The organism is Pseudonocardia sp. P-1 (genome assembly GCF_058111925.1).
On sequence record NZ_CM176614.1, the window covers coordinates 2,320,496 to 2,344,006 of the forward strand.

General features: G+C 72.2%; 25 protein-coding genes, 1 tRNA gene and 2 pseudogenes. 10 read left to right on the forward strand and 18 right to left on the reverse strand.

Going from position 1 to position 23,511, the window contains the following annotated elements; translation table 11 throughout:
* The gene (locus AC0GKK_RS11190) at positions 1-1,347 is read left to right on the forward strand and encodes a metal-dependent hydrolase family protein (protein ID WP_489883757.1); all 1,347 of its coding nucleotides are present in this window, start codon (positions 1-3) and stop codon (positions 1,345-1,347) included.
* Between the two features lie 283 nt (positions 1,348-1,630).
* Here the strand turns inward: AC0GKK_RS11190 and AC0GKK_RS11195 are convergent, their stop codons facing one another.
* Positions 1,631-1,822 (reverse strand): hypothetical protein, encoded by a 192-nt coding sequence (locus AC0GKK_RS11195; RefSeq protein ID WP_346105159.1) that lies wholly within the window; start codon positions 1,820-1,822, stop codon positions 1,631-1,633.
* Between the two features lie 43 nt (positions 1,823-1,865).
* Between AC0GKK_RS11195 and AC0GKK_RS11200 the strand changes: the two are divergent.
* A pseudogene (locus AC0GKK_RS11200) lies at positions 1,866-2,219 on the forward strand (LLM class flavin-dependent oxidoreductase); the annotation flags it as partial.
* Positions 2,220-2,283: 64 nt separating this feature from the next.
* The gene (locus AC0GKK_RS11205) at positions 2,284-2,577 is read left to right on the forward strand and encodes a hypothetical protein (RefSeq protein ID WP_346105153.1); all 294 of its coding nucleotides are present in this window, start codon (positions 2,284-2,286) and stop codon (positions 2,575-2,577) included.
* Between the two features lie 144 nt (positions 2,578-2,721).
* On the opposite strand, the gene AC0GKK_RS11210 is transcribed toward AC0GKK_RS11205, so the two are convergent.
* Complete coding sequence (locus AC0GKK_RS11210) at positions 2,722-2,931, reverse strand: hypothetical protein (RefSeq protein ID WP_489883758.1); 210 nt, start codon at positions 2,929-2,931, stop codon at positions 2,722-2,724.
* 86 nt (positions 2,932-3,017) lie between these two features.
* The gene (locus tag AC0GKK_RS11215) at positions 3,018-3,680 is read right to left on the reverse strand and encodes a FadR/GntR family transcriptional regulator (RefSeq protein WP_346105150.1); all 663 of its coding nucleotides are present in this window, start codon (positions 3,678-3,680) and stop codon (positions 3,018-3,020) included.
* Between the two features lie 149 nt (positions 3,681-3,829).
* On the opposite strand from AC0GKK_RS11215, the gene AC0GKK_RS11220 reads away from it, so the two are divergent.
* Both AC0GKK_RS11220 and AC0GKK_RS11225 read left to right on the forward strand, forming a co-directional pair.
* Complete coding sequence (locus tag AC0GKK_RS11220) at positions 3,830-4,714, forward strand: fumarylacetoacetate hydrolase family protein (RefSeq protein ID WP_482636558.1); 885 nt, start codon at positions 3,830-3,832, stop codon at positions 4,712-4,714.
* A gap of 12 nt (positions 4,715-4,726) precedes the next feature.
* Positions 4,727-5,488: an alpha/beta fold hydrolase gene (locus AC0GKK_RS11225; protein ID WP_185721773.1), complete on the forward strand. Its 762-nt coding sequence runs from the start codon at positions 4,727-4,729 to the stop codon at positions 5,486-5,488.
* Here the strand turns inward: AC0GKK_RS11225 and AC0GKK_RS11230 are convergent.
* The 4 genes and pseudogenes from AC0GKK_RS11230 to AC0GKK_RS11245 all read right to left on the reverse strand — a co-directional run bounded on the left by AC0GKK_RS11230 (position 5,485) and on the right by AC0GKK_RS11245 (position 10,811).
* Positions 5,485-6,377, reverse strand: a pseudogene (locus AC0GKK_RS11230) (IS5 family transposase). The gene AC0GKK_RS11225 and the pseudogene AC0GKK_RS11230 overlap by 4 nt on opposite strands.
* A 47-nt stretch (positions 6,378-6,424) precedes the next feature.
* Positions 6,425-7,936, reverse strand: coding sequence for a GntP family permease (locus tag AC0GKK_RS11235; RefSeq protein WP_405419367.1), 1,512 nt, complete (start codon positions 7,934-7,936; stop codon positions 6,425-6,427).
* Positions 7,933-9,564, reverse strand: coding sequence for an N-acyl-D-amino-acid deacylase family protein (locus AC0GKK_RS11240; RefSeq protein ID WP_489883759.1), 1,632 nt, complete (start codon positions 9,562-9,564; stop codon positions 7,933-7,935). Before AC0GKK_RS11240 ends, AC0GKK_RS11235 begins: the two co-directional genes overlap by 4 nt.
* Positions 9,564-10,811: an alanine racemase gene (locus tag AC0GKK_RS11245; RefSeq protein WP_489883760.1), complete on the reverse strand. Its 1,248-nt coding sequence runs from the start codon at positions 10,809-10,811 to the stop codon at positions 9,564-9,566. Before AC0GKK_RS11245 ends, AC0GKK_RS11240 begins: the two co-directional genes overlap by 1 nt.
* A 120-nt stretch (positions 10,812-10,931) precedes the next feature.
* Here AC0GKK_RS11245 and AC0GKK_RS11250 point away from each other — a divergent pair, with 120 nt between their 5' ends.
* From AC0GKK_RS11250 to AC0GKK_RS11265, 4 genes are all read left to right on the forward strand, one after another.
* The gene (locus AC0GKK_RS11250) at positions 10,932-11,906 is read left to right on the forward strand and encodes a sugar kinase (protein ID WP_346101660.1); all 975 of its coding nucleotides are present in this window, start codon (positions 10,932-10,934) and stop codon (positions 11,904-11,906) included.
* Positions 11,903-12,667 (forward strand): IclR family transcriptional regulator, encoded by a 765-nt coding sequence (locus AC0GKK_RS11255; protein ID WP_337826601.1) that lies wholly within the window; start codon positions 11,903-11,905, stop codon positions 12,665-12,667. Before AC0GKK_RS11250 ends, AC0GKK_RS11255 begins: the two co-directional genes overlap by 4 nt.
* Positions 12,664-13,080: a RidA family protein gene (locus AC0GKK_RS11260; RefSeq protein WP_489883761.1), complete on the forward strand. Its 417-nt coding sequence runs from the start codon at positions 12,664-12,666 to the stop codon at positions 13,078-13,080. The genes AC0GKK_RS11255 and AC0GKK_RS11260 overlap by 4 nt, the downstream gene beginning before the upstream one ends.
* A 212-nt stretch (positions 13,081-13,292) precedes the next feature.
* Positions 13,293-13,814, forward strand: coding sequence for a DUF6578 domain-containing protein (locus tag AC0GKK_RS11265; protein ID WP_489883762.1), 522 nt, complete (start codon positions 13,293-13,295; stop codon positions 13,812-13,814).
* On the opposite strand, the gene AC0GKK_RS11270 is transcribed toward AC0GKK_RS11265, so the two are convergent.
* From AC0GKK_RS11270 to AC0GKK_RS11290, 5 genes are all read right to left on the reverse strand, one after another.
* The gene (locus AC0GKK_RS11270) at positions 13,802-14,071 is read right to left on the reverse strand and encodes a DUF2277 domain-containing protein (protein WP_226355181.1); all 270 of its coding nucleotides are present in this window, start codon (positions 14,069-14,071) and stop codon (positions 13,802-13,804) included. The genes AC0GKK_RS11265 and AC0GKK_RS11270 overlap by 13 nt on opposite strands.
* A 72-nt stretch (positions 14,072-14,143) precedes the next feature.
* A complete protein-coding gene (locus AC0GKK_RS11275; protein ID WP_489883763.1) occupies positions 14,144-15,169 on the reverse strand; it encodes an NAD-dependent epimerase/dehydratase family protein in 1,026 nt (341 codons plus the stop codon).
* A gap of 31 nt (positions 15,170-15,200) precedes the next feature.
* Positions 15,201-15,875 carry a PIG-L deacetylase family protein gene (locus tag AC0GKK_RS11280; protein WP_062400266.1) on the reverse strand — a complete coding sequence of 225 codons (675 nt, stop codon included), beginning with the start codon at positions 15,873-15,875 and terminating at the stop codon, positions 15,201-15,203.
* Between the two features lie 29 nt (positions 15,876-15,904).
* Positions 15,905-16,744, reverse strand: a complete 840-nt coding sequence (locus AC0GKK_RS11285; RefSeq protein WP_251785885.1) for a sugar phosphate nucleotidyltransferase — start codon at positions 16,742-16,744, stop codon at positions 15,905-15,907.
* A gap of 1 nt (position 16,745) precedes the next feature.
* Positions 16,746-18,020, reverse strand: coding sequence for a methyltransferase domain-containing protein (locus tag AC0GKK_RS11290; protein ID WP_489883764.1), 1,275 nt, complete (start codon positions 18,018-18,020; stop codon positions 16,746-16,748).
* Positions 18,021-18,172: 152 nt separating this feature from the next.
* On the opposite strand from AC0GKK_RS11290, the gene AC0GKK_RS11295 reads away from it, so the two are divergent.
* Positions 18,173-18,243: transfer RNA gene (locus tag AC0GKK_RS11295), tRNA-Gln, on the forward strand.
* Between the two features lie 80 nt (positions 18,244-18,323).
* Here AC0GKK_RS11295 and AC0GKK_RS11300 read toward each other — a convergent pair.
* From AC0GKK_RS11300 to AC0GKK_RS11325, 6 genes are all read right to left on the reverse strand, one after another.
* Positions 18,324-19,487, reverse strand: coding sequence for a tyrosine-type recombinase/integrase (locus AC0GKK_RS11300; RefSeq protein ID WP_489883765.1), 1,164 nt, complete (start codon positions 19,485-19,487; stop codon positions 18,324-18,326).
* Positions 19,487-19,675 (reverse strand): excisionase family DNA-binding protein, encoded by a 189-nt coding sequence (locus AC0GKK_RS11305; RefSeq protein ID WP_062404163.1) that lies wholly within the window; start codon positions 19,673-19,675, stop codon positions 19,487-19,489. The genes AC0GKK_RS11300 and AC0GKK_RS11305 overlap by 1 nt, the downstream gene beginning before the upstream one ends.
* The gene (locus AC0GKK_RS11310; RefSeq protein WP_489883766.1) at positions 19,675-21,045 is read right to left on the reverse strand and encodes a replication initiator; all 1,371 of its coding nucleotides are present in this window, start codon (positions 21,043-21,045) and stop codon (positions 19,675-19,677) included. The genes AC0GKK_RS11305 and AC0GKK_RS11310 overlap by 1 nt, the downstream gene beginning before the upstream one ends.
* Before the next feature lie 100 nt (positions 21,046-21,145).
* Positions 21,146-21,802: a hypothetical protein gene (locus AC0GKK_RS11315; protein ID WP_489883767.1), complete on the reverse strand. Its 657-nt coding sequence runs from the start codon at positions 21,800-21,802 to the stop codon at positions 21,146-21,148.
* The gene (locus tag AC0GKK_RS11320; RefSeq protein ID WP_489883768.1) at positions 21,799-22,014 is read right to left on the reverse strand and encodes a hypothetical protein; all 216 of its coding nucleotides are present in this window, start codon (positions 22,012-22,014) and stop codon (positions 21,799-21,801) included. The genes AC0GKK_RS11315 and AC0GKK_RS11320 overlap by 4 nt, the downstream gene beginning before the upstream one ends.
* Positions 22,014-23,348, reverse strand: coding sequence for an FtsK/SpoIIIE domain-containing protein (locus AC0GKK_RS11325; RefSeq protein ID WP_489883769.1), 1,335 nt, complete (start codon positions 23,346-23,348; stop codon positions 22,014-22,016). Before AC0GKK_RS11325 ends, AC0GKK_RS11320 begins: the two co-directional genes overlap by 1 nt.
* Between the last annotated feature and the right edge of the window lie 163 nt (positions 23,349-23,511).

The following is a 23,511-nucleotide window of genomic DNA, read 5'->3' on the forward strand; positions in this document are numbered from 1 at the left end:
ATGCTCAACGCCGAGTCCATGCTCCTCGTCCACGGCCGCATCTTCGACGGCATCGACGAGGAGGTGATCCCCGACGGTGCCATCTGGGTCGAGGGCGAGGACATCCGCCGCGTCGGCTCGATGGACCAGTTCGACGACGTCGACGAGAGCGTCCCCCGCATCGACCTGGGCGGGCGTTTCGTGATGCCGGGTATGACGGAGGCGCACAGCCACCTGTCCTACTTCAACGCGTCCAGCCTGCAGGACCTGGACATGAACTGCACCGCCGAGGCCACCACGATCTACGCGGTGGAGAACGCGCGGACGATGCTGCGCTGCGGCTACACCTCGGCGAACAGCTTCGGCTCCCTGCACGCGGTCGACGTGGCCGTCCGCAACGCGATCAACTCCGGGGTCGCCCCCGGCCCGCGCTACGTGGCCTGCGGCCGGGACGTCCTCGGCACCGGCGGGATGGTCGACTGGAACCCGGACCACCTGCAGCTCGGCATGGACGGGCTGGCCCTGCTGGCGGACAACCCGTGGGAGGTCCGCAAGGTCATCCGCTCGGTCCGCAAGTCCGGGGCCGACACCGTCAAGGTCTACCTCGACGGCGAGGGCATGATCGAGTCCGACCTGCCCGGCGAGCTCTCCTACACCCAGGAGGAGGCCGACGCCGCGGTCGACGAGGGACACCGCCGCAGCCTGCGGATGCTCTGCCACGCCCGGTCGGCGGACGCGGTGATCCAGGCCATGAAGGCCGGGTTCGACGTGATCGGGCACGCCAACTACCTCAACGACGAGGCGCTCGAGCGCATGCGCGAGCAGCGGCACCGCATCTTCGTCAGCCCGGCCATCCACTGGCAGGTCGGGCTCTACGAGAACGGCGCCCAGTTCGGCTTCAGCCACGACGTGCTCGACTCCATGGGCTACAAGGAGGAGATGGTCGAGACCATCGCCAGCGTCGGCAAGATGAAGGCGGCGGGCATCCGGGTGCTGCCCGGCGGCGACTTCGGCCTGGCCTGGACCCCGCACGGCACCTACGCCCGGGACCTGCAGAACTTCGTCGAGATGTTCGGCTACACCCCGCGCGAGACGCTCGTGGCGGCCACCCGCGACGCGGGCGCCCTGGTCGACTTCGGGGGCAAGGTGGGCACCCTCGAGGCCGGCAAGTTCGCCGACATCGTGGTGGTCGACGGCGACCCGCTCGCCGACATCACGGTGATGCAGGACCTCGACAAGATCACCACGGTCATCAAGGGCGGCAAGATCTTCCACAACACGCTGCCGTCCGGTCCGCGGTTCGACCTCGGGGCGAAGCCCGGGATGAGTGCCGGCGAGAAGGAGAACGTGCTGGCGTCGGCGCAGTGACCGGGCTCGACGTCGCCGCGCTGCGAAGGGCGGCGGCGGCGAAGCAGGACACGATCGGCCCGTGCAACCGGCGGTGCCGGGAACGGGGCGAGTGCGCATTCGGCCGTTCCGACCCGCCGGGGAGCTACTGCCGGGAGCGGCGGCCGCCGCGACGCGGCGAGGCGGAGGCCGGGGCGGCGGAAGCCACGGGGTAGCTCTCGTCGACCCCGGGACGGTCGAACAGATCCGGCCCCGGCCCGCGTCGCGCGCGGGCCGGGGCCGGGCCCGTGGTCGGCACCGCCGATCAGGCCGGGTGCTCCGTCCGGTTCCTCCCGAGCAGCAGCGTGACGCCCAGGAGCGGGAGCAGGACGAGGACGGCGACCGCGGTGCCGATGCCGAGCGGCGCGGCGAGGCCGCCGACGACCGCGGCGCCGACCCCGGCGCCGGTGAGGAACGCGGGGTGGCGACGCCGAGCACTCCTCCCCGGCGCTCGCACCGCTCACGGCGGCGGTCATCGAGGGCCGGCCGATCCCGAAGGCGACTTCGACCCCATCTACGCCTGGCCGAAACCAGTGCAGAAGCCCCATCCGCCCATCTACCTCGGCGGGGAGAGCAAGGCGGCGCTGCGCCGGCTGGCGACCTACGGCGACGCGTGGCTGCCCCGCGCGCACACCCCTCCCGAGGAGATCCGCCGCGTCCGGGAATGGCTTGCCGAGCAGGGCCGGCACGACGTGCCGTTCACGGTGTACGCCGCAGATCCGGATCCGGAGAGGGTGGACGGCTACGCCGCTGCCGGGGTCGACGAGGTCACGCTGAACCTCGAGACCCTCCCCGAGTCCGAAGCCCTCCGAGCCCTCGACGAGCTCGCCGGATTTGCGGCCGCGCGCCGCTGACGCGCCTGGGCCGGGACGCTAGCGTCGGCCGATGACCGCGAGAAGGCGCACGTCCGCTGGTACGATGCCCGGCCCGGGGTGGGTGAAGCCGTGGCTCCTGGTCGCGGAGATCGCCTGGTCGGCGCCGGTGGTGATCGCCCATCGGACGTTCCGGATGGCGTCGGGCGGTTGGCCGCCGAGCGCCCGGGACCGCCGGGAGTACACCCGCATGGTGCAGGAGAAGGTCGAGGCGTTGTTCCAGGCCGCGACGGCCGCGGTGACGACTCCGCCGAAGGACACCGCCAAGGCCGTCGGCAACGTGCTCGGCCCGGTCCACCGGCGGGTCGTGGCCAACCGCCGTCGACTCTCGAGAGGCTGACGCCTGGGGCGGGACCTGTCCGTCGTGTGCCGCGAGTCCCGCCAGGCGGGCGGTGGAGACGACATGCCCGCCTGGGTCGCCGAGAAGCTCGCCTACGTCAAGGGCTGAACCCGTCTCACGCCCTCCCGGGTCGGGGCGGGCGGGTCAGGCGCCGAGGGTGTCGACGGTGGTCTCGAGGGCGACGGCGAGCTCCTCGAGCGCCTGTCCGGACGGCGCCGAGCCGCCGTGTCGTTCGAGCAGTTCGCTGCGGGACGCGACGACGAGGCCCTGGTCCTCGTCCGCTGTTCCGGGCACCACGCGGGCCTGCCCCTCGACGACGGCGAGCTGCGGGTCCGGCAGGTCGGAGTCGAACAACTCCCGGAGCCGGTCGGCTGTGATGATCCCGGGTGCGGATACCCGCCGCGGGCGGGACCCACTCCTCTCGACCCCGGGCGGGCGGGTCAGTGCCGGCCGAGGAGGTTGTCCGACACGTTCTCCAGGTGGATCCGCATGGCCTCGCCGGATCCGGCGGAGTCGCGGTCGCGCAGCGCGTCGACGATCGCGGTGTGCTCGCCGTGGTAGCAGCGGCGCAGTTCCGGGGTGGACGTCCGACGCTTCAACGTGCCCCAGACGGGAAGGGCCCGGGCGGTGTTGAGGACGTCGAACATGTTCATGAGCAGCCCGTTGTGGACGGCCTGCGCGATGGCCCGGTGCAGCCGCGCGTCCCAGGACTCGAAGCCTTCGAAGTCCTCGCTGCTGCCCCCGGCGTCGAGACACTCGGTGATGCGGTCGAGATCGGCCTGCGTCGCGACCCGGGCTGCGAGGGTGGCGACCTGCGGCTCGAGGAGCAGCCGCACCTGCATGATCTCCGCCGGGCTCGTGTTCGCGGGTGCACCCTCGACGGGCTGCAGTACCGCCTCGGTGAGGAACGTGCCTCGGCCGACGTGGCGGATGACCAGTCCGTCGCGTTCGAGCACCTCCAGCGCGCGCCGGATCGCGCTGCGGGGCGCGGAGAGCTGCTCGACCAGGGCCCGTTCGGTGGGCAGCTTCGAGCCGGGGCCGAAGGTCCCGGCCTGGGCGCCTTCGGTGAGGAGGCTGCGCAGCGACTGTTCCACCGCCATCATGCGCCTACAGTAGCCGCAGCAGTGTGACCAATCCAGACCAATGTAAAATCGGCCGAAGTCGATGCTCACCCTCCCCTCGACAGGTCGAGATGAGGGGCGTACGTTCACGCCTGGCCACATTGGTTCTATTGGTTCAGATTGGTGCAGCGATGAAGCTGGTGACCTTCTCCACCGGGTCGGCGCAGCACGTCGGCGTGGTGGACCCCGACGCGGGCGTCGTCCACGACGTCAGTGCGCTCCTTCCGGCCGGCGCCAGCGTCCTCGACGTCATCGAGGGCTGGGCCGAGCTCGGTCCGGCCCTGGAGCGCGACGCCGCCGCGCAGCCGCGGCACGCCCTCGACTCCGTCCGCCTGCACGCGCCGATCCCGGTGCCGCGGCGCGACATCTTCTGCGTCGGCAAGAACTACCGCGACCACGTCGTGGAGTTCGGCCGCAGCGGCTACGACCAGCCCGACCGCTCGGAGGCCCTGCCGGAGTACCCGGTCGTGTTCTCCAAGGCCACGACCTCGGTCAACGGCCCCTTCGACGACATCGAGCCGCACACCGACGTCACCTCGGAGCTGGACTACGAGGCCGAGCTCGGCGTGATCATCGGGCGTGGGGGGCGCGGGATCAGCCGCGCGGACGCCTACGACCACGTGTGGGGCTACACGATCATCAACGACTTCACCGCCCGGGACCTGCAGCGCAAGCACAAGCAGTGGCTGATCGGGAAGTCCCTCGACACCCACGCGCCGATGGGTCCCTACGCGGTGTCGGCCGACGAGATCGACGACGTGACGTCGCTGCAGGTGCAGAGCGTCGTCAACGGCGAGCCGCGCCAGTCCGCCCCGGTGAAGGACCTGATCTTCGACATCCCCGAGCTGATCGCGACGCTGTCGGCCGGGATCACCCTGCGGCCCGGAGACCTGATCGCCACCGGCACCCCGGCGGGCGTCGGGATCGGGTTCGACCCGCCGCGGTTCATGGTCAGCGGCGACGTCGTCGAGGTCTCGATCACCGGCCTCGGCGCGCAGCGCAACCGCATCGCCTGAGAAAGGACGCACATGTACGTCAACGGTAAGGAACTCGCCGTCGAGATCGACGGCCAGGGTCCGGCGGTCGTGCTCGTGCACGGCCTCGGCGGCACGTCGAACTTCTACCAGGTCCAGGCCGACGCCCTCGCCGGTGGTCACACGGTGATCCGGGTCGACTCCGCCGGCGCCGGCCGCTCGGCGAACGCCGAGGGGATCAGCATCGAGTCCCACGCCGACGACCTGGCCGCGGTTCTCGACGAGCTGGGGATCGCCTCGGCCGGTGTGGTGGGCCACTCCATGGGCACCCTCGTCGTGCGCAGGTTCGCCGCGAAGTACCCGGACCGGGTGAGCGCGCTCGCCCTCCTCGGCGCGGTCCGCGAGCCCGCCGAGGCCGGCCGGCAGGCCCAGCGCGACCGGGCTGCGACGTTGCGGGACAAGGGAACCGCCGCCGTCGCGCCCGGCGTGGTCGCGAACGCGCTGTCCGAGAGCACCCGGCGGGACAAGCCGGAGGTGGCCGCGTTCGTCCGCGAGCTGGTCATGCGCCAGGACGCCGAGGGCTACGCCCGCAACTGCGAGGCGCTCGCCGCCGCCGGAGACCCGGGCCCGGTGACCCCGAGCCTGCCGCTGCTGCTGATCACCGGCGACGAGGACAAGGTGGGCCCGCCCGACGCCAGCACCGAGCTCGCCGAGGCCCACGGCTCCGCGACGGTCGAGATCGTCCCCGGGATCGGACACTGGACGGCCGTCGAGGCCGCCGGCCCGGTCACCGACCACCTGCTCAAGTTCTTCTAGGGCGTGTCCTGTAAGTCGGTGCGCAGCCACAACACGGTCGCGGCGATGATGATCTCCGATCGGTAGTAGGCCACGCGCTTCGCGTAGCGGGTGACGAGGGCGCGGAACTGTTTGAGCCGGTTGAAGCAGCGTTCGACCACGTTGCGACTGGCGTAGAGGGCCGGGTCGAACGCCGGTGAGCGACCGCCGCGGGAGCCCTTCGCGCGTCGGCGCTGGATCTGGTCGCTGCGTTCGGGGCTGGTGAACGCGATGCGGCGCCGGCGTAGCGCCGCGCGGGTCGAGGGGTGGGAGTAGGCCTTGTCGGCCAGCACCCGGACGGGCCGGGTGCGTGGTCGGCCGGGTCCGTCTCGGCCGACCACGATCTGATCGAGCAGCGGGAGCAGTTGTGGGTTGTCCCCGGCCTGGCCCGGGGTGAGGATCACCGACATCGGCAGTCCGCGCCCATCGACCGCGAGATGAATCTTGCTGGTCAGCCCGCCACGGGACCGTCCGAGGGCTTCTCCGTCGACGGCGAGGGCTTCGACCCACCCAGTGGTGCAGCCCCCTTTATCCGGGCACCGGCGGAGTGCTGGTGAGCCCGGACGCTGCTGGAATCGATGCTGAAGGTCCACTCCACGTTCCCGACGGCGTCATCCTTGACGATCACGTCGTCGAGGATGCGTTCCCAGGTGCCGTCCGCGGTCCAGATCCGCAGGCGATCATGCGCGGTCTTCCAGGGTCCGTAGCGCTCGGGCAGGTCGCGCCACCGGGCGCCGGTGCGCAGCTTCCACAGGATCGCGTTGATCACCTGACGGTGATCGCGCCACCGCCGGCCTCGCCCTGCGACCGGGGGCAGCAACGGCTCGATTCGCGCCCAGGCCTTGTCCGTCAGCTCACCCCGACCCACCACCCGAGCATGATCACCGACAGCAGGTCAGAACCCTTACAAGACACGCCCTAGACGACGGCCCACACCAGCGCGGCCGCGGCGAACCCGACGACCGACAGGATCGTCTCCAGCACCGTCCAGGTCATCAGGGTCTGCTTCACCGTCATGTTGAAGTACTTGGCGACGATCCAGAACCCGCCGTCGTTGACGTGGCTGGCGATGATCGACCCGGCCGACACGGCGACGACGATCAGCGCGAGCTGCGGCTGGCTGTAGCCGCCCGCGGCGACGGTCGGGCCGATGATGCCCGCCGTCGTCACGATGGCGACGGTCGCCGAGCCCTGGGCGATCCGCAGCGCCGCGCTGATTAGGTACGCCGAGGCGATCACCGGCAGCCCGATCGCGGTCATCGAGCCGGCCAGTGCGTCGCCGACGCCGGTGGTCTGCAGGACCTTGCCGAAGAACGCCCCCGCCCCGACGACGAGCAGGATCATCCCGACCGGGCGCAGCGACTCGCCGGAGATCCGGCCGAGCTCGGCCATCGACGTCCCGCGCCGGATGCCGAGCAGGTACAGCGCGAGCAGCACCGACAGCGTCAGCGCGATGGCCGGGGTGCCGAGCAGCACGAGGACGTCGCGGAGCACCGTGCCCTCCGGGAGCGTCACCCCCGCGACGGTCGCGGCGAGGATGAGCACCAGCGGGACCGCGATGATCGAGGAGATGAGCGCGACCGACGGGGGCGCGGCCACCGCGACCGCGGTCTGCGGGCCGGCCGTCTCCGCGGTGCGGACACCGGCCGTCCCGCCGCCCGGGTCGCCGTCGCCGTCGCCGTTGCTGTCGCCGGTGTCGCGCGCGGAACCGGCCGGGCCGGGGGCCGGGGCGGCCCCGCCGGGCAGGTCCTCGGGCACGCCGACCTGGATCCGTCGCCCGATGAACGAGCCCCACCAGACGCCGCTGACCAGCCAGGCGGGGATGCCGCAGAGCAGGCCCATCGCGATCACCCAGCCCATGCCGACGCCGAGCAGCCCGCCCGCGGTGACCGGTCCGGGGTGCGGCGGCAGGAACGCGTGGGTCATCGACAGCCCGGCGAGCATCGGCATCGCGTAGAGCACCAGCGAGCGGCCGCCGCGGCGCGCGGCCACGTAGACCAGCGGCGCGAGCACGAAGATGCCGATGTCGAAGAACACCGGGATGCCGAGCACCAGCCCGGTGACCCCCATCGCGAGCGGTGCGCCCTTCGGCCCGAACAGCCGGAGCAGCCGTTCGGTCAGGGCGTCCGCGCCACCGGAGCGCTCCATGATCGCGCCGAGCACGGTGCCCAGCCCGATGATCGGGGCGATGTGGCCGAGGATCCCGGCGAACCCGGTCTCGAACAGCGAGTCCGACGCCTTGATCGGGGTGCCGACGAGGTCGGTGACCGACACGCCCGCGACCAGCGCGACCAGCACGCCGGTGACGATCAGCGCGATGAACGGCTCCAGGCGCAGCCGCATGATCATGATCAGCAGCAGTGCGACGCTGACGGCGGCGAGGGTGAGCAGGCCGGCCGTGTCGTTCTGCAGCCAGTCGAGGAAGGTCATCGTCGTCCTCCGGTGGGGTGGGTGCCCGGTGCGGTCCGGCCGTCGGCCCGGCGGCGCAGTGCGCGGCCGGCGAGCGCGTCGGTGCGCTCCCCGCCGTCGACCGCGAAGGCCCCGTTGACCAGGACGTACGGGATGCCGGCCGCCTGCTGGGCGGGCTCGGCGAAGGTGGCGGTGTCGGTGACGGTGTCCGGGTCGAACACGACCAGGTCGGCGGCCAGGCCCGGCCGGACGCGACCGCGGTCGGCCAGGCGGAGCCGGTCGGCGGCGCGCCCGGTGAGGTGGTGGACGCACTCCTCCAGGCAGAACAGCCCGAGCTCGCGGCAGTAGTGACCGAGGTAGCGGGGGAAGGTCCCCCAGGCCCGCGGGTGCGGCTTCGCGCCGACGAGCAGGCCGTCGCTGCCGCCGGTGTGCCGCGGGTGGCGCATGATCGCGCGGACGTTCTCCTCGTGCCCGACGTGCTGCAGGATGCCGGTCCCGAAGTCGTCGCGGAGCAGGATGTCCACGCAGGTGTCGAACGGATCCGCTCCGGTCGCGCCCGCGATGTCGGCGACCGTCCGCCCGACCGTCCCGGCGAGCTCGGGGTTCGTGACCCCGCTGATCTCGATCGTCTCCCACTCGGCGACGACGCCGTGGCAGCCGTCGGAGCCGTGGACCTCGAGGTCCTCGCGGATCCGGGCGAGTGCGGCCGGGTCGCGCAGCCGCTCGCGGGCCGCGTCGAGGCCGCCGGACTGGCACCAGCTGGGCAGGATCGCCGACAGCGTCGTCGCACCCGGCAGGTACGGGTAGGTGTCGAGGGTGATGTCGACCCCGCGGGCGACGGCCGTGTCGAGCAGCGTGATCAGCTCCCCGGCCCGGCCCTTGTTGGGGCCGAAGTTGAGCGTGGCGTGCGCCAGGTGCAACGCGCACCCGGACCGCTCGGCGACGTCGACCATCTCGGCGTAGGCCTCCAGCGCGCCCGCGCCGTAGCTGCGGTGGTGCGGGGCGAAGAAGCCGCCCCGCTCCCCCACCGCGGCACACAGCGCGGCGAGCTCGGCGCCGTCGGCGTACATGCCGGGGGTGTAGGTGAGCCCGGCCGAGAGACCGACCGCGCCCTGGTCCATGCCGGTGCGGACGACGTCGGCCATCCGGGCGATCTCCGCCCGCGTGGCGGGGCGGTCGTCCCAGCCGCAGACCAGCGCGCGGACGGTGCCGTGCGGGACGAGGTAGGCGGCGTTGCCGGCGATGCCCTCGTCGAGCCGGTCCAGGTACTCCGCGACGGTGCGCCAGGTGAAGAAGTCCGCGCCGGGGTCGCCGTTCCAGCCGGCGATCGCGCGGCGCAGCACGGGCAGGACGGCGTCGTCGACGGGGGCGTAGGACAGCCCGTCCTGGCCGAGGACCTCGGTCGTCACGCCCTGGGAGACCTTCGCGAGGTGCGCGGGCTCGGTGAGCAGGCGCAGGTCGGAGTGGGCGTGCATGTCGACGAACCCGGGGGCGACGACCATCCCGTCCACGTCGACGACCCGCCCGGCCCGTCCGGCCGCGTCCGGCCCGACCGCGGCGATCCGGTCGCCCTCGACGAGCACGTCCGCGGTGTACCGGGGCCCGCCGGTCCCGTCGACGACGGTGCCGCCGCGCAGCAGCGTGCCCATCAGAAGAACGTCCGGACGAGCTCGACGACCTGCGGGTCGGGGTCCGTGCCGTCCAGCACCGGGATCCAGCGCCACTTGTCGAACGCGGTGCACGGGTGCGAGAGTCCGAGCCGGACGACCTGCCCGATCCGGACCTGCTCCTCGGTGCGCAGGAACGCGTGCTGGTCGTTGACGGCGGTGACGGTGCCGGTCAGCGGCCGCGAGGGCGACCCGAGGTCGTCGGCGATCCGCTGCGGCTCGGGCAGCCCCTCGTCGAACGGGACGTCGCGCTTTCCCGCGTCGAGCAGCGCGAGGCCGGGCTCGGGGGTCGACACCACCCGGGCGGTCACGTGCATGGCCGAGCGGAACGGGCGCTGCTCGTCGTCGCGGGCCAGCGGGGAGATGCCGCGGTAGAAGCCGTCGTCGTGGACGAGGTAGGCGCCCGAGCGCAGCACGACGCGGGTGCGCGCGTCGGCGAGCCCGGCCAGCGCGGCGACGACCTGGTCGAAGTAGGCGCTGCCGCCCGCGGTGACCACGACCTCGTCGGTCCCGTAGGACGGGGCGAGCCGGCGGTGCAGCTCGGCGAGGTCGTCGAGGTAGGCGCGGACGGTCGCCAGCGACGCCTCCGACGGGTCGTGCGCGAGCGCCCCCTCATAGCCGCCGACCCCGGCCAGCGCCAGCGCCGGGCTGGCCACGACGGCCGAGGCCACCCGCTCGGCCTCGGCCAGGGTGCGCGCGCCGGTCCGGCCGCCGGGCGCCCCCAGCTCGACGACGACGGCGAGCGGCCGCGCCGGGGACCCCGCGGCGGCGGTCATCGCGGCGACGGCGTCGACCGAGTCGACCCAGCTCAGCACCTCCAGGTCCGGGTCGGCGTCACGCGCGGCGGCGACGGCCCGCACACCCGCCGGGTCGACGAGCGCGTTCGCCAGCAGCACCCGTCGCACGCCGGCGTCGATCGCGATCCGCGCCTGCCACGGCGTCGCGACGGTGATCCCCCAGGCGCCGTGGCGCAGCTGCAGGTCCCACAGCGCGGGGGCCATCGTCGTCTTGCCGTGCGGGGCGAGGTCGACGCCGCGCGCGGCACACCAGCCGGCCATCCGCTCGGCGTTGGCGTGCAGGGCCGCCCGGTCGAGGGTGAGGACGGGGGTGGCCAGGTCCGACAGCCGCGGCCCGCCGGCGAGCCACTCGTCGACCGTACCGGGCAGCGGCGGGACCGACTTGGCGTACGGGCCGGGCCGTTCGGCGCCGAGCGACGCGTACCGGAGCATCCCGTTCTCCCCTCTGAGCAGGTACGTTGCGTATTCTGCAGCGATGGTTGCGTATTTCGGTACGGCTGTTCTAGCATCGCCGCGACAGATCGGTCAACGACGGCGGAGGAGAACCCAGCAGTGGAAACCCCGGGCCGCAGCGCCGTGGTGTGCTTCGGCGAGGCCCTCGCCCTGGTCCCCGACGCGGCCGCCGTCGACGACCCGCGGGCCCCCGCGCACGCCGCGGGCGCCGAGGTGAACGTCGCGCTCGACCTGGCCGCGGCCGGCGTCGCGGTGGCGTGGGTCGGGCGTCTCGGCGACGACCGGCACGGCGCCCTCGTGCAGCACACGCTCGCCGCCGCCGGGGTCGACACCGGTGGGATCGGCGTCGACCCGGACCTCCCGACCGGCCGTTACGCCAAGTCCCCGGCGCCCGACGGCGGCACCGTCATGACCTACCGGCGGTCCGGGTCGGCGGCCTCGGCGGCCGGGCCCGAACTGCTGGAGGTGCCCGCGGTACGCGACCGGATCGCCGTCGCGGACTGGGTGCACGTCGGCGGGATCACCGCGGCCGTGTCGGCGTCCTGCGCGGCCGCACTGGCCGCGCTGCTGGCCCGCCCCCGCCGGTACCGGGTCGTGTTCGACGTGAACTGGCGCGAGCAGATGTGGCCCGACGGCGACCCGGCCCCGGTGGCCGCGCTGGCCGATCGGGCCGACGTCGTACTCGTCGGGGCGGACGAGGCGCGGCGGGTGTTCGGCACCGACGACCCGGCCCGGCTGCGCACGCTGCTGCCCGGCCCGGAGCTGGTCGTGGTCAAGGACGGCGCCCGGCGCGCACTGGCCGTGCACCGCGACGGTGCGGTCACCGAGCGCGCGGCGCTGGTCGTCGACGTCGTCGAGCCGGTCGGGGCGGGCGACGCGTTCGCCGCCGGGCTGCTCACCGGCCTGGTCCGCGGCGAGGACGTGGGCCGCTGCCTGCGCCGGGGCCACCTCGGTGCCGCCGCGGTGCTCGTCGTTCCCGGCGACTCCGCCGCACCGCTGCCCGAGCACCTGCTCGACCTCGACGACGACGCCTGGGCGACCCTGCGCGTGAGCGCCGACCGGGAGGCCGTGTGAGCACCAGCCTGACCAAGGCGCTGCGGATCCTGGTGGTCCTCGGGGAGGGCCCGGCGTCGCTCGACGAGCTCGCCACGGCGCTCGAGGTGCACAAAACGACCGTCCTGCGGCTGCTGCGCACCCTGGCCGACGAGCACTTCGTGCACCGCGACGACCACCACCGCTACCGGCTCGGCTCGCGGCTGTTCGAGCTGTCCTCGCGCGGGCTGGACCAGCGCGAGGTGCGCACGGTCGCCGCACCGCACCTGCACGCGTTCAACCGGGCCCACGGCCACACCGTGCACCTGTCCGAGCGCGACGACGGCGAGATCGTCTACATCGACAAGCTGGAGTCGCTCGACACCGTGCGCATGGCGTCGCGGGTCGGGCTGCGCGGACCCGTGCACTCCACCGCCGCCGGGAAGGTGCTGCTCGCCGACCTGCCCGCGGCGGAGCGGAACCGGGTGCTCGACGACGTCGACTTCCCCGCCCGCACCCCGCACACGATCACCGACCGCGACGCCTACCTGGCCGAGCTCGCCCGGGTGCGTGAGCAGGGCTGGGCCCAGGACCGCGAGGAGAACGAGGCCTCGATCAACTGCATCGGGGCGCCGGTCCGCGGACCGGCCGGAACCGCCGTCGCGGCGGTGTCGGTGTCCGTGCCGACCATCGTCGCCGGCTACGACCAGCTGATGGAGCTGGTCCCGTCACTGCTGGCCGTCACCGGGACGATCTCCCGCGACCTCGGCTGGCGCCCGACCCGAGAGGATCCCCCCGCATGACCACCGCCGCCAACGGCACCGTGACCACCACCGACGCACCCGCCCCCGCGCACACCTTCAGCCAGGGCGTGCGCAAGGGCGGCCTGCTGCAGGTCTCCGGGCAGGGCCCGATGGACCCGGCGACGAAGCAGTACATCGCGCCGGGCGACGTGCACGCCCAGACGCTGCGGACCCTGGAGAACGTCCGCGCGATCCTGGAGGCGGGCGGCGCCTCGGTCGGCGACGTCCTGATGTTCCGCGTCTACCTCACCGAGCGGGAGCACTTCTCCGCGATGAACGACGCCTACGGCGAGTTCGTGTCCCGGCACGTCCCCGACGGTGCCGCGCTCCCCGCCCGCACCACGGTGTTCGTGGGGCTCCCCCACGCCGAGATGCTGGTCGAGATCGACGCCCTGGCCGCCCCCGCGTCCTGACCCGCACCGAGATGCACGTTCCCGCCCCCACCGGGGCGACAACGTGCGTCTCGACCGGGCGACGTCCATCGAGCGTTGCGGAACCGTGCTCCCGGCCACGGGAACGCGACGCTCGAAAGACGTCGTCCGCGGCGGTCCGGATCGGGTACGGTCGCGCTCCCCGCGCCCGGGGCCGTCGTGCCCCGGTCCGCCGAGTGCGCGGGTGCACGCCGATGAACGAACGCGTCGTCGAGGTCCGGGTCTCCGAGTGGGAGTACGGCTGCTGCCTGCCCCCGCCGGTGATCGGGGAAAAGTCGAGCTGGCACCTGACCTTCGTCCCGGACCTGGAACCGGCCTCCGAACATCTGTGGACGGTCGTCCACGACGGCCCCCGCACGAGCCCCCTCGTCCGGCTCGACGGAGGCTCCGGGCTGCTCGCCCGCTGGTACTCCGAGTCCGCGACCCCGCCGGCGCCGGGCATCCACACCCTGCGCGGCGGGCTGTACGCGACCGCGCACGCCGGAGCCGGTCCCGAGGACCCGTACGAGGTCACGGGCCGCATCCGCCGGATCCGCGTCGTGTCCGAGGAGATGCGCCGCGAGCGCGGACGGCACGGTGACTGTCTGGCGCCCGTACCGGGTTCGATGGAGCTGACCGACGTCGGCGAGGGTCCGGAACTGTTCGCCTCCACGACCGGCCCGGGCCGGGCCGAGACCGGGCTGCTGCTCGACCTGCAGCTCCCTCAGCGGGCGTAGCGCAGCTCCGCCCGCGCCCGCGCCTTCGCCGCCTCCACCTCACGGTCCTTCGGCGGGGCGGTCGTGGTCAGCCCGTCGAGCAGCTCCCGGGTCGCCTCGGCGACGGCGGCGACGGCCTTCTCGAACACCTCGGCGTTGGCCTGCGACGGCTTCGCCGCCCCGGCGATCTTGCGGACGTACTGCAGCGCCGCGGCGTCCACCTCGTCGGTCGTGGCCGGCGGCTCGAAGTTGTGCAGCGTCCGGATGTTGCGGCACATGGGCACCCCCTGGATACGACGACGGCCCGCTCCGCGACCGTAGCGCGGGACGGGCCGTCGACCGAGTGCGAACTACCTGACGACGTGCATGGACCCGTCGAGCTCGCCCGCCGCCTGCCTGCGGTTCAGCACGGCGAGGCGGGTGAAGGAGTTGTCGAACGCGTCCTGGGTGAGGCCGCGGTCCCGGTACTCGGTGGCGAGCTGCTCGGCACCGGCCGGGATCGTCCAGGACGCCTCGAAGCCGAGCTCCTTGCGGGCCCGGGCGAAGTCGACCCGGTAGGAGCGCGGGTCGTTGCCGGCCTCACCGGTGATGTTCAGCGTCGAGCCGGGGACGGCGTCGATCACGGCCTGCGCGATCTCGGCGACGGTCCGGTTGTTCGTCTCGGTGCCCACGTTGTAGGCCCGCGCCCGGACGACGTCCGCCGGGGCGCCCAGCGCCGCGACGACCGCACCGGCGATGTCCTCGGCGTGCGCGAGCGGGCGCCACGGGGTGCCGTCGGACAGCACGGTGACCTCGCCCGTGAGGATCGCCCGGCCGACCAGGTTGTTCAGCACGATGTCGGCGCGCAGCCGCGGCGAGAACCCGAACGCGGTCGCGTTGCGCATCGAGACCGGCACGAAGTCGGCGTCGGCGAGCTCGGCGAGGTCGTCCTCGACGCGGACCTTCGAGATCGCGTACGGGGTGACCGGCTTGAGCGGGGCGTCCTCGTCGACGAGGTCGTCCCCGGACTGGGCGCCGTACACCGAGCAGGTGGAGGCGTAGACGAAGCGGCCGACACCGGCCTCCTTCGACAGCCGCGCCAGCCGGGACGACGCGTGGTGGTTGATGTCGTAGGTGATCTCCGGGGCGAGCGAGCCCAGCGGGTCGTTCGACAGCGCCGCCATGTGGACGACGGCGTCGAACCCGGCGAGCTGCTCCACGGTCACGTCGCGGAGGTCGGTGTCGAAGCCCTCGACGTCGGGGGTGTCCAGCGAACCCAGCACGCAGTCCGCGAACAGCCCGGAGTCCAGGCCGGTCACCTCGTGACCCGCGGCCGCCAGCAACGGCGCCATCACGGTCCCGAGGTAGCCCTGGTGCCCGGTGAGCAGTACGCGCATGAATATCCCTTTCTCGGCGGTGTGTGCGGGGTCAGAAACCGTTCGGCTCGGAACCGACCATCGGCGCTGCGGACAGCGTCAGCTTCTGGACGTGGAAGCCCTCGGCGTAGCGGGCGTGGCACTGCACCCCGCGCACGCGGGCCAGGCCGCGGAAGGTCTCGTCGTCGAACCAGGTCCGGTCGCGCTGGCTGCCGTAGTGCTCGTTGAGCTTGGCGATCTTCTCGGTGAGCACCGGCTCGGACAGCGGCAGGAAGACCGTCGGCTGGGCGAGGTCGCCCTCCCACTTGAGGATCTCGTAGCCGAGCGTCAGGTGGTCGCGGAACGCGGTCGGGATCATCTGCGACAGCGTCCGGTGGTCCTGGTGGGCGTCGTGCGGCGACGGGCCGATCACCAGGTCCGGCTCGCTGCGGCTGCGCAGGTCCTCCAGCGCCATCTTCGCCCGCTCCCAGTGCTGCGGGACGCGGCCGTCGGGCAGGTCCATGACGACGACGTCGAGGTGCGCGCCCGGGGTGAACGCGGCCAGTGCGGCCCGCTCCTCCTCCTCGCGCAGCGACCCCGCCCCGGTCAGGACCAGCGCGGTGACCTGCACCCCCGGATAGGCGCGGCACAGCTCCAGGAGCATCCCGCCGGCCCCGATCGGGATGTCGTCACAGTGGGCGCCGAGCAGCAGGATGCGGTCCAGCCGCTCGGGCAACAGGTTCAGCACGGTCTCTCGTTCCCCCCCGGAATCGCGGCCTAGTCGCGCTGGTGGCTGCTGCGGTGCATCTCCGCGATCGCGGCCTGCAGCGGGTCCTGGTCGGTCTCGTGGGACTCCCAGAGCATCCACGGTCGCGCGCCGCTCTGGTAGGCCGCCTCCAGCGCGTTGCGCTCCTTGACGGTGTCCGCAGGCTGCCAGAAACCGCGGTGCCGGTAGGCCGACATGCGGCCCTTGCGCGCCAGCGGGGCGGCGGCGTCGGCGATCAGGTCGCAGTCCTTCTCGAGGAAGTCGAAGATCTCCGGCCGGAACATGAGGTAGCCGCCGTTCTCCCAGATCGGCATCTCCTGCAGCGTGGTGATCGACTCGAGCCTGCCGTTGTCGTCGACGTCGACGCAGTGGAACGCCGACTGCGGCGGCACCGCCATCAGCTGCCCGACGGCGTCGGTGCCGGCGAACTGCTCGACCATCCTGTCCAGCGGGGCGTCGGTGAGGACGTCGGCGTAGTTCGCGTGGAACATCTCCTCGTCCTTGACCAGCGCCTTCACCCGGCGCAGACGCTCACCGATCGGCGAGTCCAGACCGGTGTGGACGAACGTGATGTTCCAGTCCTTGATGTCGCTGCCCATGAGCTCGACCTCGCCCTGGTGCAGCACGAAGTCGTTGGACTCGGTCTCGTCGTAGTTCAGGAAGTAGTTCTTGATGTGGTGCGCGCCGTAGCCCAGGCACAGGACGAAGTCCTTGTGGCCGAAGTGGGCGTAGTAGCGCATCACGTGCCAGATCAACGGGCGCGGCCCCACCGGGTGCATCGGCTTCGGGAGGTCGGACGCGCCATCGCGCATCCGCATGCCGTAACCACCGCAGAACAGGACGACCTTCACGTCAGACCACCTCGAGCGACGGGATCGGGAAGACCAGCGTGCCGCCCCACTCGCGGACGTAGGACAGCTGCTCGGTCAGCTCGGTGCGCAGGTTCCAGGGCAGGATCAACACGTGGTCGGGGCGGTCCTGCGCGATCCGCTCCGGAGCGAAGATCGGGATTCGGGTGCCCGGCGTTAGCCGCCCGTGCTTGTACGGGTTCCGGTCCACCGTGTACTCGAGCAGGTCGGGCCGGATGCCGCAGTAGTTGAGCAGGGTGTTCCCCTTGCCCGGGGCGCCGTAGCCGACCACGCGCTTCCCCCGCCGGCGGGCGTCGATGAGGAACGCCACCAGGTCGTCGCGGATGGTGGAGACGGCCTCGGCGAACCCGTCGTGCCCCTCCGGCGTGTGCAGCCCGGCGGCCGCCTCGGCGGCCAGGACCTCGCGGACCGTCGCGCTCGGCTCACCGGCGACCTCGGCCGGGCGCGCCCACATGCGGATGGAGCCGCCGTGGGTGTCGAGCAGCTCGACGTCGACCAGGGTCAGCCCGCCCGCGGCGAGCGCCCGCTGCCCGGTGAGCAGCGTGTAGTACTGGAAGTGCTCGTGGTAGATCGTGTCGAATTGCTTGCGCTCGACGAGCGTGAGCAGGTGCTGGACCTCGATGGAGACCCAGCCGTCGTCGGCGACCATGGCGCGCAGTCCCTGCGCGAAGCCGACGACGTCGGGGATGTGGGCGAACACGTTGTTGCCGCAGACCAGGTCGGCCGGGCCGTGCTCGGCGCGCACCCGGGCGCCGGTCTCCGGGGTGAGGAACGCGGTCAGCGTCGGGACGCCCTTCTCGCGGGCGGCCTCGCCGACGTTCACGCTCGGCTCGACGCCGAGGCAGCGGATGCCCTTCGCGACGACGTGCTGGAGCAGGTAGCCGTCGTTCGAGGCGACCTCGACGACGAACGAGCCCGTGTCCAGCCCGGCGCGCTCGGCCGCCGAGTCGACGAATCGGCGCGCGTGGTCCACCCAGGACGAGCTGAACGAGGAGAAGTAGGCGTACTCCTCGAACGTCTCCTCCGGGCTGATCTCCGGGGGAAGCTGGGCGAGAAGACACGAGTTGCACACCCGCACGTGCAACGGGAAGGTCTGCTCGGCCTGCTGCGCCGTCTGCTCGGTGAGGAACAGCTCGCAGGGCGGTGTGGCGCCCAGGTCGCAGAAGCTGCGCAGGTCGGTCGTGCCACAGAGACGGCACGTCAACGCGGTTCCGGACCCGATCGACGACGTCGTCCCGGAAGCATCCGTGTTCAGCACGCACGGGAGTGTGTCAACCCGACGCGGATTCGCCGCGCCCGGGGTGCGGATCACCCTTTCGTGGGCGATCCCGGTCACCCCCGGCCGACGCGCAGGGCGGGTGCGCTGCGAGGACGGCGTCGCCGACGTGTCACGATGACGAGGCCCCACGATCCGCCGTGGTGTAACGGCAGCACCTCGGATTTTGGTTCCGATGGTCCAGGTTCGAATCCTGGCGGCGGAGCAAGCCGCTGACATGCGAAACGGCCCGGCAGGGTCTCCCCCGTCCGGGCCGTGGTCCGCTCCTGACATCCGGTTCTGACATCAACCGCCCTCGCCGAACAGGCCGTCCATGCGCGAGGCCATCCGACGCTTCGAGTCGTCGAGGACGTGGGCGTAGGTGTTCATCGTGATGCCGATCGAGCTGTGTCCCAGCAGCTCCATGACCTCCCGGTCCGACGCACCCTCGGCCAGCAACAGGGTCGCGCAGGTATGCCGGAGGTCGTGCACGCGCGAGTGCGGCACTTCCGCCTTGGTCAGCAGCCGGTCGAACGCCCGGTTCACCGAGCGGGGGTCGACGGGCTGGCCGGACGTCGACACGAATACCAGATCCGAAGGCTGACCGGCCACCCGGCGCTGCTCACCGGCAGCCCTCCCCCGGTTGATCTCCGGCTGCCGACGCAGGGCCGCCACGCACACGGCGGGCAACGTGAGAACCCGCCTCGACCGAGCGCTCTTGGGCTCACCGAAGACGAACGCACCGTCGAGCTTCTGCACCGTGCGCCGGACCCGCAGCGTTCCCGCGTCCAGGTCGACATCCGACCAGGTCAGCCCCAGCACCTCACCGCGCCGCAGACCGGTCGTCAGCAGGATCAGCCAGAGCGCCGCGAGCCAGTGGGTGTTCGCGACCCGCAGGAACTTCCGCGCGACCTCCGGCGAGAGCGGCGTGATCTCCGGCGGGGTCGCCCGCGGGGGGCTGACCAGCTTGGCGACGTTGCGGCCGATCAGCTCGTCCCGGACGGCGTGCTGCAACGCGCTTCGCAGCACGGCGTGAATGAACTGGACCGTCCGAGGCGAGAGCACGCGCCCGCTCGTGCCCTTGGTCCGCGCGAGCGTGGCCATCAGCCCGCGGACGTCGGACGGGCTGAGCCGGTTGAGCTTCTTCCGGCCGAGGTGCGGGGTGATGTAGTCCCTGACCAGAGCCCGGTAGCGGGCGAAGGTCGACGGGCGCAGCTCGTGCACCGCGATGTGGTCCAGCCAGTACGTCAGGTACTCGTCCAGCCGCATCGCCGAGGACTCCGACGGCACGCCCTTGCGGTTGTTGTCCAGCAGCTCCAGCCGCTTGTCGTTGGCCTCATCCCAGGTGCGGCCGTAGACGAACTTCCGGCGACGGTGTCCCGTCGGGGTGAGGACGTAGACCGCGGCCTGGTAGCGCCCGTCCGAGCGCTTGACCACGGTGCCCATGCCGTTGCGCTCGCGGCCGGCCATCAGGATGCCTCCCGGCTCTCCTGGACCAGCCGGAGGGCGTACTCGTGGACGGCGCTCACCGGGATGCGACGCAGCTTCCCGATCTTCACCGAGTCGATCTCACCGGCGATGATCAGGTCGAAGACCTTCGAGCGCCCGACGTGCAGCGCCTCCGCGACCTCCTGGACGGTCAGCAGCACGCGTTCCATCACGCCCCCTCCCCTGCTCGTGTCGCCCGGCTCTTCCTCTGCTCGCGTCGCCGTTCGGCGATGCCGAGGGCGATCTCCCGTTCGGCGTCGTTGCGGTGCCCGATGTGGACGACGGCCCAGTCGTTGACCACCAGCACCGCCCCGGGCTCAGCCGGAGTGTCGAGGGCGGCGAGGGTCTCGCCGAGCCGGTAGATGCGCCGGTCCCCGCGGATCGCCCCGAAGGTTGTCGAGTAGGCGCGGGACTTGGTGAGGAAGTGGCCGCGGAACCCGAGCATGTGCGCCCACCTGCGCAGGTTTAGCCCCTCGTACTCCTCGCGCCCGCCGAGCTCCCACGCGGTCTCGATCAGGCGCCGGTGGTGCGGGGTGATGTCGAGGTGGTCGAGATGGGCGATGTCCCGGATCGGCCGGTCGGTCGCTTCGCTCTTGCCGGTGCCCTTGGTGGCGTACTTGGCCACGTAGGCAGCCAGCGCGGAGTCCGTGATTTCGCCGTCGTCGTTCTCCAGCGCCGCCGCGGTCGTGCTGGTGATGGGGCGAATGTCGACCTGGGTGCCCCACGCGAGCACTTGCGGTGTGCCGTCGGGCCGGTCCACCGCGAGCGACACGTCGTAGGCGGCGTCCCGGATGGCCGCGTGCAGTGCGTCGGCGGTGATCCCGGGCGGTGGCGTGGTCCACGGGCCGTCGGGGCCGTCGAGGCGGACGACAGCGTGGAAGTGGACCAGCCCGCGGCGCTGGTACTCCGCGACCTTGGCGTAGGACAGGCGGGCGTGATCCCGAAAGTCGCGAACCTTGACCCCGAGCACCTGGGCGAGCAGCCGCCGGAGGCGGATGGCGAACCGGTTCCACAGGACCCCGGAATGGGCCTGCCAGAGAACTGCACCCACGTAGTCGTGCGACTCAGGATCGAGGGCGCAACCGACGCGGGGGTCGTCGCGGTGGTGCTTCTCCCCGCAGCGGCAGGGGACGACAAGCCCGCGGGCGGTGACCCGCCGGGTGTGCACCGGCCCGAACGACGGGGCGGTCAGGGTGACGAACAGCCGCGGGTGGGTCGCCGCGGTGTCGGGCACGCCCTTGCCACCTGCCATCCCGGAGCGCAGGAGGTGGTAGGCGTCGGAGGCGTAGCGGTCCGAGCAGGCGGGGCAGACGCTGACGCGCCTGTTCCCGCACGGGGCCAGGATCTCGCCCTCGCGTTCGGCAAGAACGGCCCCGGTGGCGCGGTCGTAGATCCGCGAGGACCCGGTCAGATGGATCGGTGCGGCGCAGCCACCGATGGCGGTGACCTCACGGCGCCAGGTCTGGAAGTTCTTCGAGCGCAGCAGGTAGGACAGGTCGTGGTCGTTCTGGTCGTGCGGGGTGGTCGTGGCAGCCGTCATCACGGCATCCCTCCGAGGGACGAGTGAATGGGAGGTGGGGTGGCTCCGGCCCCGCCGGGAGCTGGACTCGTCTGCGGCGGGGCCGGGCCGGATCACCGGGTCAGCGGCGGTAGAGGCGGTGCTCGTGCTCGATCTCGACCGGCCCCGGGGTGAAGCCGTGGTAGCGAGCCAGGAGCCGCGCAGCAGCCCGGTAGCTGGACGCGTGCCCGACGAGTGCGCCGTGGTCGTTCTCAACCCGGTAGCGGCCGCCATCGCGCAGCACGGTCCCGCCCTGCCCGGTGGTGCCGAGGCAGACCAGCGCCTTGCCGGGCTCGACGACGTCGACGCCGATCACGCCGGTGGAGCGATGCGGTTCCTTCGTGGGCTCCGGTGCCCGGGCCGGTTCCGGGATGGGCCGCAGGTGGTCCCAGCGCGACACCATGTCCCGGGTCGCCTTCGGCACGAGCACCGAGCGGGCGGGACCCTCAGCGCCGTTGTGTTGGACGTGGTGGGTGCCCCCGAGCCGCAGGTGTCCGGTGTCGAGAAGCTGGCCGACGGTGTCCCCGTCGTGCCGGGCGACCGCGTCGGCGCAGCCAGGCCGGGCCGGGTCGGCGCGCAGGACCAGCCCGCTGCGCTCGATAACGAACAGCCCCGGGTCCTGAGCCAGAGCGACGACCCGGGCGACCTCACGCAGATCCTGCGTCGCGGCCGGGCCGAGGTCGGAGGTCTCGACGGTGACCGGGTCCCCGAACAACGCACCCTGAACCGTGCCGGTCATGCCGACCACCACCAAGTAGCGCGGGCCTCCCACGACCACTCCCGGGCGAGCTGCCGAACCACGTACCACTCCGCCACGACCGCACCAGCGATCACGACCCAGAACCAACCCGACGCTGATCCCAGGTACAGCCAGGTCCCGCCGACGATCAGCGCGAACAGCAGGGTGAACCTGGCCCAGGTGCGCAGGACCCATGCGGTGGTGGTGCCCATCAGGCGGCCCCCCGCTCGGTGTCGAGGTCGATCACGTCCGCATCCGGCGGCGGAGTGCATCGCTGGACCAGCTCGGTGATGTCGTCGTCGGAGACGAACGCCGCGCGGAACCGGACCGGCAGGCGTGAGCCCTTGTCGATCACGAAGCCGATCCCGGCATGACGCGCGTCGCCGGGGATCTCATCGGCCAGCGCCCCCCGCTCGCGGGCGCCTTCGCCGAGGACCATGTCGACGTGGGAGGCCGCGGTGACGCCGAGGCAGATCCGCTGGGTGAACAGCTCCCGGACGTCCACGACGTCCTTGGACGGCTCCTGCAGGTAGCCGTGGACTGCGAACAGCGACGCCCGCCCCTGGGTCATCACTTCCGCCAGCAGCCGCAGCGCATCCCGCACACTCGACCGGTCGCCGTAGGCGGTGAGCATGGCCATCTCGTCGATGACCAGCAGCTCCACCGGCGTCGCTGGGCTGGGGGTGCAGGCGCGGATGTTCTGGTCGCGCATGTCGTCCTGCCGGTCGCGCATCGCATCGCGGAACTCGTTCAGCAGCTCCAGGGCCTGGGGCATGGTGGTGGCGTAGCGGTGGAACAGCGGGGCGCCCTGCTCGGTCTCCACCCCACCCTTGAGGTCCACCATCCACACCCGGACGATGCCGTCGCGGATGCACGGCCCGACCCCGCGCAGAGTCGACCACAGGACCGAGCCCTTGCCCGCTCCGGAGGCGCCGGCCACGAGGCGGTGTCCGCCGATGACCGGTGCGGTGAAGGGCTCGCCGCGCTCGTTATCGCCGATCTCCACCGCGCCCAGATCCACGTCCTCGGCGGTCTCGGGAATGTCAGGTGCGGGGATGGTGCGGGTGAACGGCAGCTCCCACTCGATGACGATCGCCACGACGCCGGGTCGGTGGCGGGTGATCGCCACCCGGTGCGCGATCAGGGCCTCCCACAGGATCGAGGAGCGTTCCTGCCAGTAGGCGACGTCCTGGCCGCGGACCATCCGGACGTAGACGGTGTCGATCGACGCCGACGACGACCGCACCCGCAGAACGCGGGGGACGAGCAGGTCCCCGGTGTGCCGGTGCTCCTTCGTCAGACCGCAGTCGGACATCAGCTGCGCCCACCGACGGCCGCGATAGACCGTCCAACGGCGCCACGTGGCGCGCAGGGCTGGTGCGGCGAACCGGTCGAAGGTGGCCGGGTGGGCACGGCCCCAGACCGCTACGGAGCCCACCAGCGCGCCGAGGAGGATCGCCGTCAGGATCGGCCCGAGGACGAGCGCCAACCCGAGGACGACCAGGGGGACGGCGACGAACCCGGGATGCCGAGCGGTCCAGGCCAACGCCTGGAACTCCCGACCCGGCGGCCGAGAAGCACGACCCGCATGGGTGCGTGCCGGGCCGTTCATACGTGTTGCCGAGCTACTACGCTTGTTCACTGCTACCAGTCCTCACGAGAGTTTGTGTCGGGTAGCAGGGGCGCCCGCTGTGTGTTTCCGCCAAGAA

What these genes read in the sequence shown, in the direction of transcription:
- AC0GKK_RS11235 (WP_405419367.1), bottom strand. Translation starts at nt 7,936, where the DNA reads ATGACCTTCCTCGACTGGCTGCAGAACGACACGGCCGGCCTGCTCACC.
- AC0GKK_RS11215 (WP_346105150.1), bottom strand. Translation starts at nt 3,680, where the DNA reads ATGATGGCGGTGGAACAGTCGCTGCGCAGCCTCCTCACCGAAGGCGCC.
- AC0GKK_RS11270 (WP_226355181.1), bottom strand. Translation starts at nt 14,071, where the DNA reads ATGTGCCGCAACATCCGGACGCTGCACAACTTCGAGCCGCCGGCCACG.
- AC0GKK_RS11240 (WP_489883759.1), bottom strand. Translation starts at nt 9,564, where the DNA reads ATGGGCACGCTGCTGCGCGGCGGCACCGTCGTCGACGGGACCGGCGGG.
- AC0GKK_RS11260 (WP_489883761.1), top strand. Translation starts at nt 12,664, where the DNA reads ATGACCACCGCCGCCAACGGCACCGTGACCACCACCGACGCACCCGCC.
- AC0GKK_RS11315 (WP_489883767.1), bottom strand. Translation starts at nt 21,802, where the DNA reads ATGACCGGCACGGTTCAGGGTGCGTTGTTCGGGGACCCGGTCACCGTC.
- AC0GKK_RS11305 (WP_062404163.1), bottom strand. Translation starts at nt 19,675, where the DNA reads ATGGAACGCGTGCTGCTGACCGTCCAGGAGGTCGCGGAGGCGCTGCAC.
- AC0GKK_RS11190 (WP_489883757.1), top strand. Translation starts at nt 1, where the DNA reads ATGCTCAACGCCGAGTCCATGCTCCTCGTCCACGGCCGCATCTTCGAC.
- AC0GKK_RS11300 (WP_489883765.1), bottom strand. Translation starts at nt 19,487, where the DNA reads ATGGCCGGCCGCGAGCGCAACGGCATGGGCACCGTGGTCAAGCGCTCG.
- AC0GKK_RS11220 (WP_482636558.1), top strand. Translation starts at nt 3,830, where the DNA reads ATGAAGCTGGTGACCTTCTCCACCGGGTCGGCGCAGCACGTCGGCGTG.
- AC0GKK_RS11205 (WP_346105153.1), top strand. Translation starts at nt 2,284, where the DNA reads ATGCCCGGCCCGGGGTGGGTGAAGCCGTGGCTCCTGGTCGCGGAGATC.
- AC0GKK_RS11275 (WP_489883763.1), bottom strand. Translation starts at nt 15,169, where the DNA reads ATGCGCGTACTGCTCACCGGGCACCAGGGCTACCTCGGGACCGTGATG.
- AC0GKK_RS11225 (WP_185721773.1), top strand. Translation starts at nt 4,727, where the DNA reads ATGTACGTCAACGGTAAGGAACTCGCCGTCGAGATCGACGGCCAGGGT.
- AC0GKK_RS11320 (WP_489883768.1), bottom strand. Translation starts at nt 22,014, where the DNA reads ATGGGCACCACCACCGCATGGGTCCTGCGCACCTGGGCCAGGTTCACC.
- AC0GKK_RS11310 (WP_489883766.1), bottom strand. Translation starts at nt 21,045, where the DNA reads ATGACGGCTGCCACGACCACCCCGCACGACCAGAACGACCACGACCTG.
- AC0GKK_RS11265 (WP_489883762.1), top strand. Translation starts at nt 13,293, where the DNA reads ATGAACGAACGCGTCGTCGAGGTCCGGGTCTCCGAGTGGGAGTACGGC.
- AC0GKK_RS11245 (WP_489883760.1), bottom strand. Translation starts at nt 10,811, where the DNA reads ATGCTCCGGTACGCGTCGCTCGGCGCCGAACGGCCCGGCCCGTACGCC.